At 73.9% G+C, this 15,647-nt stretch carries 19 protein-coding genes and 1 pseudogene; 7 read left to right on the top strand and 13 right to left on the bottom strand.

Annotated features, from left to right (window positions below; all coding sequences use genetic code 11):
* Positions 1–7: 7 nt before the first annotated feature.
* The 8 genes from OSB71_RS04985 to OSB71_RS04950 form a co-directional block, all read right to left on the bottom strand.
* On the bottom strand, positions 8–1,219 hold the full coding sequence (locus tag OSB71_RS04985; protein WP_265944596.1) for an acyl-CoA dehydrogenase family protein: 1,212 nt from the start codon (positions 1,217–1,219) through the stop codon (positions 8–10).
* Positions 1,216–1,779, bottom strand: coding sequence for a GAF domain-containing protein (locus OSB71_RS04980; protein WP_265944594.1), 564 nt, complete (start codon positions 1,777–1,779; stop codon positions 1,216–1,218). Before OSB71_RS04980 ends, OSB71_RS04985 begins: the two co-directional genes overlap by 4 nt.
* Complete coding sequence (locus tag OSB71_RS04975) at positions 1,776–2,402, bottom strand: GTP-binding protein (protein ID WP_265944592.1); 627 nt, start codon at positions 2,400–2,402, stop codon at positions 1,776–1,778. The genes OSB71_RS04980 and OSB71_RS04975 overlap by 4 nt, the downstream gene beginning before the upstream one ends.
* Entirely contained in the window at positions 2,380–2,760 is a 381-nt protein-coding gene (locus OSB71_RS04970) for a DUF742 domain-containing protein (protein ID WP_265944590.1), read from the bottom strand. The genes OSB71_RS04975 and OSB71_RS04970 overlap by 23 nt, the downstream gene beginning before the upstream one ends.
* A 1-nt stretch (position 2,761) precedes the next feature.
* Positions 2,762–3,154: a roadblock/LC7 domain-containing protein gene (locus tag OSB71_RS04965; RefSeq protein WP_265944588.1), complete on the bottom strand. Its 393-nt coding sequence runs from the start codon at positions 3,152–3,154 to the stop codon at positions 2,762–2,764.
* Positions 3,155–3,168: 14 nt separating this feature from the next.
* Positions 3,169–4,614, bottom strand: a complete 1,446-nt coding sequence (locus tag OSB71_RS04960; RefSeq protein ID WP_265944586.1) for an ATP-binding protein — start codon at positions 4,612–4,614, stop codon at positions 3,169–3,171.
* A gap of 35 nt (positions 4,615–4,649) precedes the next feature.
* Positions 4,650–5,024 carry a hypothetical protein gene (locus OSB71_RS04955; protein ID WP_265944584.1) on the bottom strand — a complete coding sequence of 125 codons (375 nt, stop codon included), beginning with the start codon at positions 5,022–5,024 and terminating at the stop codon, positions 4,650–4,652.
* A 700-nt stretch (positions 5,025–5,724) separates the two neighbouring features.
* The gene (locus OSB71_RS04950; RefSeq protein WP_265944583.1) at positions 5,725–6,207 is read right to left on the bottom strand and encodes an ATP-binding protein; all 483 of its coding nucleotides are present in this window, start codon (positions 6,205–6,207) and stop codon (positions 5,725–5,727) included.
* 166 nt (positions 6,208–6,373) lie between these two features.
* On the opposite strand from OSB71_RS04950, the gene OSB71_RS04945 reads away from it, so the two are divergent.
* The 4 genes and pseudogenes from OSB71_RS04945 to OSB71_RS04930 all read left to right on the top strand — a co-directional run bounded on the left by OSB71_RS04945 (position 6,374) and on the right by OSB71_RS04930 (position 9,854).
* A complete protein-coding gene (locus tag OSB71_RS04945; RefSeq protein WP_502362173.1) occupies positions 6,374–7,663 on the top strand; it encodes a helix-turn-helix domain-containing protein in 1,290 nt (429 codons plus the stop codon).
* Entirely contained in the window at positions 7,663–8,220 is a 558-nt protein-coding gene (locus tag OSB71_RS04940; protein WP_265944581.1) for a GNAT family N-acetyltransferase, read from the top strand. The genes OSB71_RS04945 and OSB71_RS04940 overlap by 1 nt, the downstream gene beginning before the upstream one ends.
* Before the next feature lie 18 nt (positions 8,221–8,238).
* A pseudogene (locus OSB71_RS04935) lies at positions 8,239–8,370 on the top strand (DUF397 domain-containing protein); the annotation flags it as partial.
* 335 nt (positions 8,371–8,705) lie between these two features.
* Positions 8,706–9,854 (top strand): methyltransferase domain-containing protein, encoded by a 1,149-nt coding sequence (locus OSB71_RS04930; RefSeq protein ID WP_265944580.1) that lies wholly within the window; start codon positions 8,706–8,708, stop codon positions 9,852–9,854.
* Between the two features lie 82 nt (positions 9,855–9,936).
* On the opposite strand, the gene OSB71_RS04925 is transcribed toward OSB71_RS04930, so the two are convergent.
* Both OSB71_RS04925 and OSB71_RS04920 read right to left on the bottom strand, forming a co-directional pair.
* Positions 9,937–10,512, bottom strand: coding sequence for an ATP-binding protein (locus OSB71_RS04925; protein WP_265944578.1), 576 nt, complete (start codon positions 10,510–10,512; stop codon positions 9,937–9,939).
* A 271-nt stretch (positions 10,513–10,783) separates the two neighbouring features.
* Entirely contained in the window at positions 10,784–11,308 is a 525-nt protein-coding gene (locus tag OSB71_RS04920; protein ID WP_265944576.1) for a hypothetical protein, read from the bottom strand.
* A gap of 259 nt (positions 11,309–11,567) precedes the next feature.
* Here OSB71_RS04920 and OSB71_RS04915 point away from each other — a divergent pair, with 259 nt between their 5' ends.
* Positions 11,568–12,938: a helix-turn-helix domain-containing protein gene (locus tag OSB71_RS04915; RefSeq protein ID WP_265944574.1), complete on the top strand. Its 1,371-nt coding sequence runs from the start codon at positions 11,568–11,570 to the stop codon at positions 12,936–12,938.
* Entirely contained in the window at positions 12,935–13,825 is an 891-nt protein-coding gene (locus OSB71_RS04910) for a phosphotransferase (protein ID WP_265944572.1), read from the top strand. Before OSB71_RS04915 ends, OSB71_RS04910 begins: the two co-directional genes overlap by 4 nt.
* 66 nt (positions 13,826–13,891) lie before the next feature.
* Here OSB71_RS04910 and OSB71_RS04905 read toward each other — a convergent pair whose 3' ends face one another.
* Entirely contained in the window at positions 13,892–14,068 is a 177-nt protein-coding gene (locus tag OSB71_RS04905; RefSeq protein WP_265944570.1) for a hypothetical protein, read from the bottom strand.
* A 49-nt stretch (positions 14,069–14,117) separates the two neighbouring features.
* Between OSB71_RS04905 and OSB71_RS04900 the strand changes: the two genes are divergently transcribed.
* Positions 14,118–14,315, top strand: a complete 198-nt coding sequence (locus OSB71_RS04900; RefSeq protein ID WP_265944568.1) for a hypothetical protein — start codon at positions 14,118–14,120, stop codon at positions 14,313–14,315.
* Positions 14,316–14,530: 215 nt separating this feature from the next.
* On the opposite strand, the gene OSB71_RS04895 is transcribed toward OSB71_RS04900, so the two are convergent.
* Both OSB71_RS04895 and OSB71_RS04890 read right to left on the bottom strand, forming a co-directional pair.
* The gene (locus OSB71_RS04895; RefSeq protein WP_265944566.1) at positions 14,531–14,920 is read right to left on the bottom strand and encodes a hypothetical protein; all 390 of its coding nucleotides are present in this window, start codon (positions 14,918–14,920) and stop codon (positions 14,531–14,533) included.
* Between the two features lie 216 nt (positions 14,921–15,136).
* Positions 15,137–15,427 (bottom strand): DUF6087 family protein, encoded by a 291-nt coding sequence (locus OSB71_RS04890; protein ID WP_265944564.1) that lies wholly within the window; start codon positions 15,425–15,427, stop codon positions 15,137–15,139.
* Positions 15,428–15,647 lie beyond the last annotated feature (220 nt).

The raw sequence follows: 15,647 nt of genomic DNA, 5'->3' as shown, positions 1-15,647 counted from the left end.
GGGTGGTTCATGCCCGGTCGGCGGCCGGTTCGGCGGGGGTGGGCAGGCGGGCGGACCAGGGGGTGGGGCCGCCGGGGTGCAGGGCGGCTTGGCCCAGGCGGTGTCGCTGGATGTCGCTGGTGCCGGCCGGCGGGTCGAGGTGGGCGATGTCGCGCCAGGCGCGTTCGACGGGGCCGGGCGTCAGCCCGGAGGCGGCGCAGATGCTCATGGCGTCGGCCGCCGAGTCCCGGGCCAGGTCGGTGTTCATCAGTTTGGCGGCCATCAGCTCTTCGTCGCAGGGCACGCCGCGGTCCAGCAGGAGGGCGGCGTGGCGGGCCTGGCTGCGGGCGGCCAGCAGGCGGGCCCGCATCTGGCCCAGCCGGGCACGGACCACGTCCAGCTCGCCCAGGGCCCGGCCCGAGCGGTGGGTGGTGCGGGCGTGGGTCACCGCGGCGGTCACGAGCGCGCGGTGGAGTCCGAGGGCGACGGCGGTGAGGTTGGGCCGCCCGTACAGGACCGAGGAGGAGTAGGCCACCTGAAGGCCCTGGCCGACCGCACCGATCCGGTGGGTGTCGGGCACGAAGACACGGTCGAAGTGGAGTGCGCCGAAGGAGAAGCCGTGCAGGCCCAGGGCGGGCTGGTGGGGCTGTAGGGACAGGCCGTCGCTGCCGGCGGGGACGAGGAAGGCGGTCAGCCGGCGCGGGCCGGTGCGGGCGATGACGCCGTGGACGTCGCCGATGTGGCTGTTGCCGACGAAGATCTTGTGCCCGGTCAGTGTCCAGCCGCCGCGCACCGGGGTGGCGGTGGTCTCCATGCTCGCCACGTGCCCGCCCGAGCCGCGCTCGGTGACCGCGATCGTCGGCAGGCACGCGCCTTCGGCGATGGCGGGCAGCCAGGTGCGCTGCTGCTCTTCGGTGCCCCAGTTGATGATCATGGCGGCGCCGAGCTGGGATGCCTGGAGGGCTGCGCCCATGGCGCCGGAGACGGCCGATATCGTCTCCAGGAGCCGGGTCTTGGCCAGGTGCCCGGCGCCCAGTCCGCCCCAGCGCGGGGAGATGGTCACGCCCATCCAGCCGCGCCGGGCCATCTGCCGGACCAGGTCTTCTTCCACGGCACGGGTCTGCTCCATCCGCTCCACCTGCCCGGCGAGAGTGCCGGCGGCGAAGTCCTCGGCGGCGGCCACCAGTTCCCGGTGCTCGGGCCGGGCCAGGGGGTCGCCGGTCAGGGGATCGCCGGTCACCGGCCGCCTGCCAGGTAGGGGGCGAGCACGGCGGCCAGCTCATCGCGGCGCCGGTTGATCAGGTGCAGCATCCCGGCGGCGTCCTCGCGGGGGCGGGGGTCGCCGACGTCGACCACGCAGACGGTGCCGATGGGGATGTGGGTGGCCGGGTCGATCAGCGGGGCCCCGGCGTAGACGCGGATGCGCAGCGCGTCGACCACCGGGTTGGAGGAGAAGCGGGGGGCGGCGCATACGTCCGGCAGGGACAGCGCCCGGCCCCGGCGCACCACCTCGGGGCAGAAGCCCTCCTCGAGGGTCATGGTGCGGCCCAGTCCGCCGGGGGCCAGGCGGGGGTCGGTGTGGAGGCCGGCGAAATGCTGCTGCTGGTCGGTGATGAGGTTGACCATGGCCAGCGGGGTCCGCGCTTGGCGGGCCGTGGCGCTCGCGAACTCGTCCAGCAGCGGCCGCAGTCCCGGTGCCGGCCGCAGGTGGGCATCCAGCAGGCCGCTGCGGCGCAGCGCCTCCATCCGCTCGGCGGGCCCGGTGGGCGCGGCCGCGGGCGGCCGCATCAGGTCACTCACGTGTAGCTCCTGTGGGTCAGGGCGTGCTGGGTCAGGGTGATCAGGACCGCCTTGCACGACGGCCAGTCGCGGGCGTCGCAGGTGCGCACCGGCACCCGGGGACCGAGCTGAAGGGCCTCGGTGATCTCGTGGGGGCTGTAGAGGTGGCGGTCGCCGGCGAAGCGGTTGACGGCGACGACGAAGGGCAGGCGCCGCTGCTCGCAGTAGTCGATGACCGGGAAGCAGTCGTGCAGGCGGCGGGTGTCGACCAGGACCACCGCGCCCAGCGCTCCGCTGCTCACGTAGTCCCACATCGGGGCGAACCGGGCCTGCCCGGGGGCGCCGAACAGCAGGAGCTGCACCGGCTGGTCCCGGTCCCCGTCGCCGGGCAGGTCCAGCCGGCCGAAGTCGAAGGCGACCGTGGTGGTCTGCTTGTCCGGGACCAGGTGCAGGTCGTCCACGGGCCTGCTGGCCTCGGTCATCAGCGCCTCGGTGGACAGCGGCGGGGTCTGGCTCACCGTGGTGACCAGCGTGGTCTTGCCCACCCCGAAGCCCCCGGCGATCAGCAGCTTGAACGCCTGCGCGGGCGCGGGCGCGGGGGCGGGCGGCGGGAGCTGCTGCTCAGGCGAGGTTGCGCAGTCCATGGAGCACTCTCTGTAGGGCGTCGGCGTCCGGGCCCGGGGCGGGCCCGGCCCCGGGGGTGGCCCCGGTGGTGGCGGGCAGGAGCGTGAGCCGGCAGGCGGCCACCAGGTCGGCGGTGAGCACGCGGGTGACGTGCAGGGGCTGGCGGATCGAGGCGGCGACCTCGGCCAGCGAACGCGGCCCGTGCCCGCACACCTGGAGGATCTGCCGGGCTTCGGGGCCGGGCGCGTCCGCGGCGGGGCTGGCGCGGGCCTGGAGCAGATCGGCGACGTCCAGGACCAGAGCCGGCCGCGTGCGGCCGCCGGTGAGCAGGTAGGGGCGCAGCGACTGGCCCGGCTCGCGGCGCCAGGGGGCGTCCACCTCACACCGCCCGGGAAGGCACGGCCATGTGCTCATCGACCTGGGCGACGAGCTGCGCCAGCCGGTGCCCGACCACGCCGGGGTCGGCGCCGGAGTCGGCCAGGACGCAGATGACGCTGCTGCCGCTGCCGGCCCGCATCACGAACTCGGTGGTGTCCCCGGCCTGCACCACCATCTGGCTGAAGACGGTGCCGGCCGAGCCGGTGATCGCGCTCAGTTGGGCGGCCATGGCGCCCTGGCCGCTGATCAGCGCGGCCAGGGCGTCCGCGGTGTCCGGCTCCAGCCCGTGGCAGGAGGTGCGCATCCCGTCATCGGAAGCGAGCAGCGCCGCCCGGGCGCCGGGGACGGTCTCCACGAAATCGCGCAGCAGCCAGCTCAGGTCCGTCGTGCTCATCGGTGGGTGCTCCTTCAGTCAGTGCCGTCGGGGGAGCCGGCGGGGCGGCGGCCGCGCGTGAGGAAGCCGGCGGCCAGCGTGGGGTCGGGCGGGCCGGGCGCGGCGGCCGCGGCGGGGGGCGGCGCGGTGCGGGCGCCGCGCGAGCGCCGGGGCAGCGTCGGCCTGCCGGAGTCGTCGACCACCGCCAGAGCCGGGGCGGGCCCGGGAGCGGGGCCGGGGTGCGGGGCGGTGGCCCCGGCGCGGGGGGCGGGTGCGGGCGGTGGCTGCGGCGGCCGCGCCCCCGGCGCCCCCGCCGGGGCCGGTGCCGGAGCCGGTTGCGGCACCGGCACCAGCAGGCTGGGCGGAACGCGCACCTGCACGGTGTTGCCCTCCTGGTGGGAGGTGATGCGCACGCCGATGCCGTAGCGGTGGGAGATGGTGGCCACCACCCGCAGGCCCACCTGGCCCGTCAGCAGCAGGCCGAGGTTGACCGGCTGGGGATCGGCGAGCATCGCGTTCAGCTCGGCGGCCCGGCCGGGCGGGATCGGCAGCCCGCGGTCCTCGATGAGCACGTGCAGCCCGTGCTCGTCCGCCCTGGAGCGCACCATCACCTCGGTCTCCGGCGAAGAGAACTGCGTGCCGTTCTCGATCAGCTCGGCCAGCAGGTGGACCAGCCAGTTCGCCGCGTAGCCCACGATCGCGGCATCGGCGGCCGGCCAGGCGATCCGCGCCCGCCGGTAGTGCGGGATGCTGCCGATGGCCGTACGCAGCGCGGTGGGCACCGGGATCGGCTCCGCGAAGACGCGGGCGGTCTTGCCGCCGAGGATGGCCAGCGACTCCGCGGACCGCATCAGCCGCATGTGCAGGTGATCCAGCGCGTACAGGCCGTGCAGCAGGTCGGGGTCCTCGGTCTGCATCTGAAGCTCGTCCATCAGCGCCGGCGCCCGAGCGATCAGGGCGTGCAGCCGCTGCCCCACGTGCAGCAGCACCTCCACCTCGCCCCCGCTCCCGCCGCGATCGGCCGGCGCGGGCAGATCGGTGATCTGCGCCTCCAGCAGCGCGAGCTGGGTCCGCAGGTCCCCCGTCACGTCCCCGCACCCGGGCATCACCGCGGCGGTGCGGCCGCTCCGGCCGGCCAGCGCACGGCGGGCCCGGTCGACCGCCTGGGCCGCTGACGCCGCGACCCGGCCCAGGGCGTCCTCGCGCGCCTGGGCCTCCACCGCGTCCCGCAAAGCCTGCTCGGCCTGGTGGTGCCGGGCAGCGTCGGCCTGCTGCGCCGCCCGGCGCCGGTGGCCGCGGGCGATCACGAGGGCGGCGGCCAGCAGCGCCCCGCCCGCACCGTGGGCGGCCCAGTACGCCGGGCCGGTCCCCAGCGGGGCGGCCATCACCGCCCCGCCCGCGACGACCGCCACGCCCGCGGCCCAGGCCGGCAGCACCGCGGCCCGGCGCGAGTGGCGCCCGCGCCCGCTCGGCTTCACCATCTCTTCCTCTCCCGGTTCCGGTCTGGTGGGGCCGCTCACGCCGGCACGACGTGCAGGCCCGGGGCGATCAGCGCATCCCGCAGCGCCCCCGGATCGGTCACCTCGGCCGAACCCTCGTGCAGCAGCCAGTGGCGGTGGCAGCGCCGCAGATCACCCGGGCAGGCCGTCACCCCCGCCGCCAGCTCCAGCGGATAGACCTCCGCGCAGGCGGGCACCGGCACGAGCAGCGCGGCGTGCGCCGAGCACCACAGCACCGGCCCCACCGCCTGCCGGCGGCGCCGCAGCCGCTCGACGGCCGCCATGCCGCGCACGGCGCCGATGCTGACGACCCCCCACGCATGCGGGGGCGGCAGCCGGTCCGGAAGGCCGGGGCCCGCGTGGATCAGCCAGGGCAGGGTCGTACGCATCATCAGGTGCCTTCAGGCCAGGCGGAGACAGCTCCGCGACGAACAGACGGTCGCAAGGGGGCGGCGCCCCGGGGAGGGGGAAGGGCGCCACCCCCGGCTGCGGGCTGACCAGGCCGCACAGCCTCGGCGGCCGCCACCCGGCGGCCGTCGGCTCGGCGCCCGGGGAACACACCGGCGCCGAGATCACCCCCCTCGCCCCGGGGTGCAGGCCCCGCGAGGGCCCGCACCACCCGGTGAGGGGACGTCGAACGGGGCAGGTCACCGCCGGGAGGCAGCGCCAGGAACGCGAGCGCCTCACCGAGCCGCTTCAGCGCGCTCTCGTACACCGCGTCCAAGGGACTGACCGCGTCCCGGTGATCGGCCACCACCCCCTGGGCGTGACCCCGGCGGACACGGCCGCACAGCTCCTGCCACCCGGGCCGGTGACCCAGGTACGCGGCACCCCCGCAGCGGTCGACGTGGTAGCTGGTGACCACCCAGCCCCGCGCCACGGCGAAAGCTTCGGCGGCGGCCAGCGCGGGGTGCGGATCGCCGCCGTCGGCCGCCAGCGCGTATAGAAGTGCCCGCGGCTGGCGAACCAGGTGAGCGGTCGCTGCCTCGAATCCGGCACGGCGCAGGTTCGCCAGGCGCCCAGCCTGATTCGGCGGCACCCTCGGTCCCCGGTCTTCACCCGGGAAGTCGTCGCTCGGCCATGCCAGGCCGGTCACGAAAGGGTTCCGGACGTGCGCAGGGTGCACCAGGTCGTGGTGCCGTCGTCGCTGGTTCCCCACGCGGTGGCGAGCGCCTGGACCAAGAGCAGACCACGGCCTCCCTCATCGTCAGGCCCGGCCTGCCTCACATGCGGGCGCCTCGGTGAGCCGTCAGCTACCTCGATCCGCAGGTGCGCCGGGGTCAGCGTCACGCGTAGGCCCACGTCTGAGCCCTCGGTGTGCTGGAAAGCGTTGGTCAGCAACTCAGTGACGAGCAGCGCCGCGTCGGCCGCGTGATCCTCGTGGCGCCACAGCCGCAGTTTGGCCCGTACGACGCGCCGCACGCGCCCTAGCCACCGCAGGTCTGCTTCCGCGTCACCGGTGCGCACAATGCGCAGCTCTATCCCGTCAAGCACCTTGGACGGCGGGGACGGCGCGAAGGGCGTGGGCGGCTCGGTAAGAGAGGGAGCCGCGGGCCCCGCGGCAAGGAGAGGCATCCTGTGTCCTTCCTGCGGGATGGGCGGGTGACGAGCTGGCTCCGTCAGGTAACCGCCTGCCCGAAGGTCCGGGACAGGCAATTCCCGCGCCGACTTCGCAACGAGCAACCGGCGATTTTTACCTTCCGCGGGTTACTGCACCTGCATCCGTGGCTACGTTGTGTGCATGAGTGAGAACGTGGTTCTCCGCGCGGCGATGGAGGCTGCCGGGCTGACACAGGCCGAGCTGGCCCAGCGTCTCAACGTGCGTATCGGGGCATTAACCGGGCGGTCCGGCACACTCCAGGACCGGCATGTCCGCAACTGGCTTACCGGAAAGACCCGATGGCCGCAGGCGAGACAACGCCGCGCCTTGGAAGCAGAATTCGGCACGCCAGCCCATGCTTTGGGATTCGTTCCCCGAGCGCGACCGGCACCGGCCTCAGCCCCCCGCTCGGCGCCACAGGAGGATTACGTGCGGCGACGCGACTTCACCACCGCAGCATCCCACCTCACCGCGGCCGCACTTCTCCCAGCGGCGGCCCCCGCCCGCGCAGTGCCCCGCGTGGGAATGGCTGATGCCGACCGGCTGGAGCGAGCCTTCACCGAGCTGGTCACCGCCGACGACCAGATCGGCGGCACCGTCAGCCTGGAGACCCGCGCGCTCGCCTTCGCCCACCACGCGATGGAACTCCAACGGGTCGGCCACGCCACCGAACGGGTGCGCTCACGTCTGTACTACCTGGCCGCGGCCTTCACCGGCAGCGCGCTGTGGGCCGCAGTTGACGCCCACCAACCCGACCGGGCCGAACAGCACCTCCACCGGGCCCTCACACTCGCCGGTCTCTCCCGCAACCCCGAGATCCAGCTCCGCCTGTGGAGCCACGCCTCGTTGCTGGCCTCCCAGCAGCGGCGCCCCAACCATGCGCTGGCCGCCGCCCGGGCCGCCCGTGAGTCGTCTGCCTGCCGCCGCGATCCTCTCTACCGCTCGCTGGCTGCCGCCCGGGCCGCAGGAATCCACGCCGACACCGGCGAGCACACCACCGCACTGCGCACCCTGGATCACGCGATTGCTGCATTCGAGCGGGCCGATCCCGCACAGCCACGCCCACCCTGGATGGCCTTCTACGACCGAGCCGAACTCGATGGGCTCGCCGGCCTGGTGATGGCCCGCACTGGCGACCAGCAGCAGGCAGAGGCGTGCTGGCACCGCACCTTGGCCCGCCTGCGACCGGAGTACCGGCGCAACCGCGCTTACTACTCCGCCCAACTGGCGCTCGCCCAACTCCGGCAGGGCGACGCAGAGCAGGCATGCGCGACAGCCGTCTCCGTACTCCCCGCCCCTGGCGCCGACGCCCTGGCTGGGCGCACCGCACTGCTGTTGGACCGGTTCAGCAGCGAGCTGGCTGCCACCGCGCCCGGCGCCCGCTGCACGGGAGACTGGGCAGAGCGCTACACCAAGCGAAGGGACAGGTAGTGACGGTTCAGATCAGGCACTACAGCGCCGATCAGCTCCCCGACATCCGGCAGACAATCCTGGACGTCCACGCCGAGGTCCGGCACCGAGACTTCGGGCTGACCAGCGACTTCTACTCGGTCGAGCGGTTCGACGAGCGGTTGACTGCCTACGCCTCCCGGCCCGGCTGGACCGCTGCCTGTGGATGGGAGGACGGCACTCCCGCCGGCTTCTGCTTCGGTATGCCGCTGGCTCCGGAAACCCGTTGGTGGAGTGCGATGACCACACCGCTGCCCGAGAACGTCACCAAGGAGACCGGGAACCGCACCGTCGCCCTCAACGAAATCGTTGTCCGCAAGCCCTGGCGCGGGCAAGGCGTGGCCTGGCAACTGCACGAGGCATGGCTCTCCCAGCGCTCCGAGCAACGCGTCACCTTGCTGGTCAACCCCGCCGCCGGCGACGGCGCGGTCCAGGCCGTCTACGAAGCATGGGGGTATCGGAAGATCGGTGAGCAGCAGCCCTTTCCTGACTCCCCTCGCTTCGCCGCCATGCTTCGCCCAGTGCGGTTGGCGTCCTAGTCCACTGGCGGGGCGTGCGTCGAGGTCGCCAACCTCGGCGCAGGCGTCGGTGTCCGTGACAGCGAGGACGTGTCTCGGCCGGCGTTCGTCGTCATCCGTGAGGCGTGGACGAGGTTCGCAGCCTTCGCGGCCGGGCACGCCGCTGGCTGATCCGGCCAGCGGCAGCACACAGGGCGTCCCTCTCCCCAACCGACGTGAGGAGAGGGACGCCCGGCCGCCACCGACATCCGGTCGGCCGCAGCGGTTCCTCCTGGCAGCGCAGCATTGACCGCGAAGCCCGCATTGGCGCGAAGATTCGGCCAAGCCGTAGTGACCCTGTGTAGGTTGCGGTTCACTGGGGCAGAGCATCTGCGGTTTCAGAACGCGGACGGAAGGGGTCGGCATGGGCAGGCACGGTGACGGCAAGGGCGGGGAAGACGGCGACAAACGCCAGTCCCCGAAGGAGTCCGACGGCCAGTGGCCGCCGCCGAAGAAGAAGTGAACCCGTGAGCGACCCGAAGCGCCTGGTGGAAATGCTCACCAACCTCGGCGCTCTGACGCCCGACTGGCAGGCGGCAGTCTCGGAGATCGACCGAGCCCTGTTCGTGCCTGACACCTACCGCAACGGGGATCGCGTCATCAGCCGCGCCGAGAGCCCGCAGACGTGGGCACGGTACGTCTACGGAGATCTGCCGCTGACGACGCAGGTCAACGATGGGGCGGAAGGCGACGACGGGGGGCTGGAGACGCCGACGTCGTCGACGTCGATGCCGTCGCTGATGCTGGAGATGCTGAGGCTTCTCGACCTCGCCGACGGCCACCGCGTGGCAGAGATCGGTACGGGCACCGGCTACAACGCCGCTTGGCTTGCGCACCGGCTTGGTGACGCCAACGTGGTCACCGTCGAGACAGACCCGGCTCTGGCCGCGCAGGCGCAGCGCAACCTTGCCGCCGCGGGCCGACACCCAGCCGTGGTGTGCGGTGACGGCCTCGCCGGCGTTCCCGGGCATGGCCCGTTCGACCGTCTTGTGTGCACGTGCTCGGTGCAGCAGGTGCCGTACCCGTGGATCGAGCAGACCCCCACGGGGCGAATCGTCACCCCGTGGGGCAACGGCTTCTTCTCCGGCTCCTTCGCCGTGCTCGACGTCGCCGACGGCGTCGCCCGGGGCCACTTCGCCGGGCGCCCGGCGTTCATGTGGGCCCGGCAGCAACGCCCTGGCCGCGGCTTCCTTCGCGATTACATCCACGCCCCGACGGCAGCGCAGGGCAGCACCCGCATCCAGCCGGAGACCTTGTACTGGGACCTGGACCAGCGCTTCGCGGTGGCCGTCCAGTTGACCGGTGTCTGGCCGATGCTGGTGGAGGCCGACGACGGCAGCAAGGAGTCCACTCTGTGGCTCCTGACCGACGACCGCCGATCGTGGGCGGCGGTGGACTACGTGCCTGGCCACTCCGAGTTCCATGTCGAGCAGGGCGGTCCCCGACAGGTCTGGGACGAGGTGGAAGCCGCTCACGGGCGGTGGCAGGCCGCGGGCGCCCCCACGCGCGACCGCTTCGGCCTCACCGTTGACCGTGCGGGTCAGTCGGTCTGGCTGGACACGCCACAGGCGCCGTTCACCCCGGCCGCCGTCGTGCCCCAGCTTGCTGGTGGCTGACGAGGGCAGTGCACCGGATCCCCGCTGCCGCCTGTTCGCCGCCTCGCGTGGTGGCGCGGGCGCGGGCCGGGGCCGTGTGGTCTCAGGCGGGGTCGGGGCGGGGGACGGCGTCGGGGCAGGGGGTGCGGCGGCGGGGCACCGGGGCGCCGGTGGGGGCCAGGACGGCCCAGGTGGTGTGACGGCCGACGCCGCTGGCCACGCCCCAGCGGTGGGCCAGGGCGTCGACGATCTCCAGGCCCCAGCCGCCGTCGGGCACGTCCCCGGCCGGCGGTTGCGCGGGCACGCAGGCCGGCGGCGGGGGTGTGCCGGTGGTGGCGACGCTGGCGGTGATCGCTCCGGGGGTGGTGCCCGTGCGGTGCACGCCCAGCTCGTAGGACTGCGCGGGGGTGTGCCGGATGACGTTGGCGACGAGCTCGGTGACGACGAGCTCAGCGGCGGCGATCTGGCTGGGCAGGCAGCGCTGGCGGGTCATCTCGGTGCGCACCGCGCGGCGGGCGAGCGCGAGACGGGCGGGGTCTGAGGGCAGGGAGAGGTACATCGAATCCTCCGGGGCCGGGAGCCGGGTGGCGGCTGCCGGTCGGGGCTCGTAGGCGGGCGGAGCCGGGTGCGGTCGCGGGTCGCCGGGGGCGGCCCCGCTGTCCACTATCACCCCGTCCACGGTGCTATGCAACGTCGCAGAGTGTGGGGGCGCGCGGGGGCGCGCGGGGTGCGGGTCCCCGGGCGGGGGTGGGAGGATGCCGTGCAGCGCCGGTGGCCCCTGGCCCTCCCCCGGGAAAGAAGTGGAGCAGCATGTCTCGTCCGCGGTCCGGTCCGACGGTGGCCCAGCGTGTGATCGCGGCGGACCTGCGGGCGCGGCGGCAGGCGGCGGGGCTGACGCTGGAGGCGGTGGCCGCCGAGCTCGGCGCCCGGGGAACACACCGGCACCGAGATCACCCCCCCTCCCGGGGCGCAGGCCCCGCGAGGGCCTGCACCACCCGGTGAGGGGGCGTCGAGCGGGGCAGGTCGCCGCCGGGAGGCAGCGCCAGGAACGCGAGCACCTCACCGAGCCGCTTCAGCGCGCTCTCGTACACCGCGTCCAAGGGACTGACCGCGTCCCGGTGATCGGCCACCACCCCCTGGGCGTGCCCCCGCCGGATACGGCCGCACAGCTCCCGCCACCCGGGCCGGTGATCCAGGTACGCGGCACCCCCGCAGCGGTCGACGTGGTAACTGGTGACCACCCATCCCCGCGCCACGGCGAAAGCTTCGGCGGCGGCCAGCGCGGGCGCCGGATCGGCCTCCCCTTCCACCCGCGCGTACAGCGCCACCCGGTGCGGACCCCGCAGACGACCCAGAGCCTGCACCAGCGCGTCCCGGCGCAGACCAGCCAGCCGCCTGCCCAACGCCTCCCGAGCCACCTCGCTCAGTTCGGTGGCATCGGCGGCCAGCTCATCGGCCGTGAAGTGCTGGGCCATGGGGCCTCCTCCGCAAGTGCGCCTGGTCAGCAGTGCATGACGGATGTGCGTCGGCACGGCCGCGAGTTACGAACCGCGTGTCCGTACCGGCAGACCAGATGGTTACTGACCAGCTACGATTCCGCACATGGCGTAACGCCATGCGGTGCGGCGAGCGCATTCCGCCCGGGAATACGACCAGTTCCGGGGGCGCGTCGACGGCGTGAGAGGGGTGGCGATTGTGTCTTCCCAGCACGGCTGCGGGAAGTGCGGTAGAGCCTTGAGCCGCTACAACACCGAGGCGTTGTGCGGCCCGTGCCAGCAGGCAGCAGCCAGCCCGGCAGACGCGGCGCCTGCCGCGATCCCCGCCCTGGTGTGGGACCTGCCCGAGATCCGCGAAGCGCTCGACCGCCTCGACATGCCAGCCTTGTTCACCCGCCTGCGCGCCCGTACGGGCCGGACACAGGCCGAACTCGCCGCTCTCGCGGGCCGAACGCAGACGGACTGGTCCAAAACCGAGTCCGGCCAGCGGCGGCTGGTCAACATCGACACCATCACCTCGATCCTGACCCGGCTCGGCGTCCCGGCCAGCCACGTGCGACTGCCGCTGCCGGCCCAGAGCGGAGCGGCGTCGCGGCGGGCGGTCATCACCAGGGCCGCGGCGGAGTCGGTGGACTTCGTCGCCAGCCTGGCGCCGCCCAGCGCCACCGACGCGATCCTGGACGAGATCGAGGTCGAGCTCTCCCGCATCGCGACGGCCTACGTCCACGCCCCGCTGTGGCCGCTGTTCACGGACCTGGTCAGAATTCGCGACCAACTCTTCGGCCTGCTCCGCGCCCGTCAGCGGCACTGGCACACCCGGCGCCTGTACCTGCTGACCGGTGTCACCTGCCTGCTCCTGGCCCACGCAAGTCAGAACCTCGGAGACGAACCGGCTGCGCACAGCCAGATCAAGACGGCCATGATCTGCGCGGACGAGGCCGGACACGACGGGCTGCGCGCGTGGGGCAGAGGCACCAGCGCCCTGATCGCCGAATGGTCGCCCCAGCGGCACTTGGCACTGCGCCTCGCCGCCGACGCCTACGCCTACGCCCCCGCCGGCCCGGGCAGGGTCCGGATCGCGGCGATCGAGGCCCGCACCGCGGCCCGGGTCGGCGACGCGGCCAGGGCCACGGCCGCGCTGGAGCGGATGCGCGCGGCACAAGAACACGCGGAACCCGACAACGGCCTGACCGCCTTCGGCGGGCTGCTGACCTTTCCCGCCGTGAAGGCGTCCTACTACGCCGGCGGGACGTACGCCCTCCTCGGCGATCACCAGCGAGCGCTGGAGCACGCCACGGCCGCGATCCGCCAGTACGAAACGGGGCTACCGGAGGACCGGTCCTACGGCGACGAGGCGCTGGCCCGCCTCGATGTCGTCACCGCGCACCTGGGGCTGGGCCACGTGGAAGAAGCCGCCCGCCACCTGACGGTCGTGCTGTCCCTCCCGGCGGAACAGCGGATCAGCCAACTCGGGTCCGGCCTGCGCCGGGTGCTGACCGCCCTGGCCCGCCCCGCCGTGGCGGGGATGCCCGGGGCCGCGGACCTGCTGGACGCCGCACGCAGGGCCGAGAGGGCGCTCACCGGCAGCGCAGTACCGTCAGTGCCGTGAGCACCCTTGAAGCTGACCCCCGCCTGCCCGCCGTCGCCGAGGCGTGCGCCGCCCTCGGCCTGGACAGCCGCGACATCGTGCCGCTCCGCCAGCACGCGACAGCCATCTACCTGCTGCCCCGTGCGGGAGCGGTCGTGCGGTGCAGCCCCCTGGCCACCCAAGGCCCCCTGACCACCACGATGCGACTGGTGCACTGGCTTCTCGAACAGGGCTTCCCCGCGACCGAGCCGCTGAAGCTGGAGGTGCAGCAGCCGGTCGCCGTGCCGTCGCTCGCCGCCGTCCTCACGATCTGGCGCCACTACCCCCAGCCCCGCCCCACGCCGCCGGCCCGACACCTGGGCACGCTCCTGCGCTCGTTGCACGACCTCCCGCCGCCCCCGGTGCCCCTGGCCCCCTACGAGCCGCTGGCGGCCCTTCGCCAGACCGTGACCATGGCGCAGCGGCTGCCGGCAGCGGCGCGGGCATGGCTGCTCCAGGCCATAGACGCCCGCGTGGCCGAGTACCGGTCCCTGGACCTCCCCCTGGGCCACGGCCTCGTCCACGGAGACGCCTACCCCGGCAACACATTGTGGGACGGCGACGCGGTCCGGCTCGGGGACTGGGACGAAGCCGGGACCGGGCCGCGAGAACTGGACCTGGCGAACACCTTCCAGGGCGTCCGCTTCGGCCGCACGGAGCGCGAACTGCGCGAGTTCGCAGCGGCCTACGGCGGGCCCCCCGTCGAACCGCGGACGCTACGCACCCTGACGGGTCTGCGCGACCTCCACACCCTGGGGGCTTTCATCCGCCGAGCCGACACCGGCGACCCAGACGCCCGCGACCAGCTCACCCACCGCCTCGGCACCCTCCAGCGCGGCGAGCAGGAAGCGCGGTGGGACGTGCACTGAACGCGTGCCTGCCCCCCGGCCCCGGCCACGGGTACCTTCTGGCGCCCGGCGACGCGCGCCGCTGGGTCACCTGTGTGGCCAACCGGGCGAGCCGGGCCCGTGGTGCCTCGCCGCGGGGGCGACGGCGTTGCTGTCCGAGGCGGCGCCGGGGCCGCTGTGGTGCTCGGCGTCGCCCAGCAGCCCGGCCAGTTCCGCGACCAGCAGTCTGTCCGTGCCCGGCTCGGCGCTGTCAGTGCTGGTCAACGAGCAAGCCGACAGGAAGGCCCGGCGGCGGCCTCGCTGACCTCCGTGCATGCTGGCAGAGGAGGTGATCGGCATGGGAAAGAACAGCGGCAAAGGCACCGGTGGCCAGCGGGCGCCCATGACTCCGCGTGCCGCCTCGCGGGTGCAGTCCGCCGGTGCAAAGAACCCGGGCAGCCGGACCGCGCAGACCGGTTTTCCGGCACATGCACAGTCCGCCGCGGCCAAGGGCTCGCGCGGAGGGAAGTGACCCCCGCCCCGCGCACCCTGCCGCCGCCCCTTGTCCGCTCCGCGCCCGCTGGCGAACGGGCGGGGGCGGTGCCCCACCCGTCCGGGCACGAGCAGTGGCCGACGGAGCCGGAGGCAGCCCGCCGCGCCTTGGTCCGTTCGCCTCTCAGATGCCGCTGGCGTCGATCAGCCAGTACTGGCTGCGGCAGACGGTGATGTTCGCCGGGTTGAGGTCGGTCACGCCGGCCTGGGGTACGGGGTGTGCGGCGCGGTGCCATCGTTGGGGAGGTACGGCATCGCCAGGACCTCGATGGCGCCTCCGGTGCCGTGCGCCGGATTGGGCACGGCCCACAGTGTGGTGGGCGGGGCATGAACGTGGCCCTGGTCGCGGAGCCCGCCGAGGGTGCGGTGCTCGCGCCGGTTGCGCCCGGCCTCATTCTCGACCTTGTACACGATGGTGCGGGCCGGGTTGAGGATGACGGCGCGGTGCGCGCCTTCGCCGACCGGCGTCCAGCCGACGGGGTCGCCGTAGGGGCTGTACTCCGGGCTCCAGCCGGCCACGGCCCGGGCCTCGGCGAGCGAGCTGACGACCGGACGGGGCAGGGGCGGGCGCCGGGAGTGCAGCACGGGTCGCAGGCCGGGATCGGGATGGTCCCGCCCGGGTGGATGGGCGGCAGAGCATCCTCGGCGTCGGGGACGTTGGCTTCCGGTTCCCCGTCGAGGAACGGGACCTGCACCGGTACCCCCCGCGGTTTCTGCTGGCCTGCGTCATCCTGCCCGTGGGCCATCGAGCAGGACGACGCCGCTCTCACCCCGGTCGGCTGACGCGGCGGCCCGCTGCGGTCATGCCGCTGGTTCGTCGCCAGGCGCCTGTCCGTTCACCCACCGCTGGGCATCCGCGAGGTTCGCGGCGGTGCCCGCTGGCTCGTACGAGAACCCGTTCCACTCCTCCAGGACCCGCGGCTGGTCCGGACGGAGGTGACCGCCGCCGCCGTGAAGCGGACGGTGCCGCCGCCAGACGTCCAGCGGCGGACAGCGCCGTTTCTCGTACGGCGCCAGCGGATCGTCGGGTTCGACGCGCGGCATCGCGCGGGAGGGCTGGTTCGGCGGTCCGGGTCGGGAGTGCTTGCCCATGGGCTCGATGGTCTCAGGCCGCGACCGGCGTCGGACGCGCTGCCGCGAGATCCAGCGCGCGGGTGCGGACCTCATCCACGTCGGCGGTGCGGTACGGGCGGGCGGCATCCAGCAGGACGTTGAGCCGCGAAGTGCACGCCCACCGCGCCACGGTTCCCCGCCGCCGCCCGTTCGCCGCCTCGCGTGGTGGCGCGGGCGCGGGCCGGGGCCGACGGAGACG

It is taken from the genome of Streptomyces marinisediminis, from assembly GCF_026262575.1.
GTDB lineage: Bacteria > Actinomycetota > Actinomycetes > Streptomycetales > Streptomycetaceae > Streptomyces > Streptomyces marinisediminis.
The sequence above is the reverse complement of the archived record's forward strand: the minus strand, read 5'-3'. Positions and strand labels throughout refer to the sequence as shown.

What these genes read in the sequence shown, in the direction of transcription:
- OSB71_RS04960 (WP_265944586.1), bottom strand. Translation starts at nt 4,614, where the DNA reads ATGGTGAAGCCGAGCGGGCGCGGGCGCCACTCGCGCCGGGCCGCGGTG.
- OSB71_RS04955 (WP_265944584.1), bottom strand. Translation starts at nt 5,024, where the DNA reads ATGATGCGTACGACCCTGCCCTGGCTGATCCACGCGGGCCCCGGCCTT.
- OSB71_RS04950 (WP_265944583.1), bottom strand. Translation starts at nt 6,207, where the DNA reads ATGCCTCTCCTTGCCGCGGGGCCCGCGGCTCCCTCTCTTACCGAGCCG.
- OSB71_RS04890 (WP_265944564.1), bottom strand. Translation starts at nt 15,427, where the DNA reads ATGGGCAAGCACTCCCGACCCGGACCGCCGAACCAGCCCTCCCGCGCG.
- OSB71_RS04975 (WP_265944592.1), bottom strand. Translation starts at nt 2,402, where the DNA reads ATGGACTGCGCAACCTCGCCTGAGCAGCAGCTCCCGCCGCCCGCCCCC.
- OSB71_RS04965 (WP_265944588.1), bottom strand. Translation starts at nt 3,154, where the DNA reads ATGAGCACGACGGACCTGAGCTGGCTGCTGCGCGATTTCGTGGAGACC.
- OSB71_RS04945 (WP_502362173.1), top strand. Translation starts at nt 6,374, where the DNA reads ATGAGTGAGAACGTGGTTCTCCGCGCGGCGATGGAGGCTGCCGGGCTG.
- OSB71_RS04920 (WP_265944576.1), bottom strand. Translation starts at nt 11,308, where the DNA reads ATGGCCCAGCACTTCACGGCCGATGAGCTGGCCGCCGATGCCACCGAA.
- OSB71_RS04900 (WP_265944568.1), top strand. Translation starts at nt 14,118, where the DNA reads ATGCTGGCAGAGGAGGTGATCGGCATGGGAAAGAACAGCGGCAAAGGC.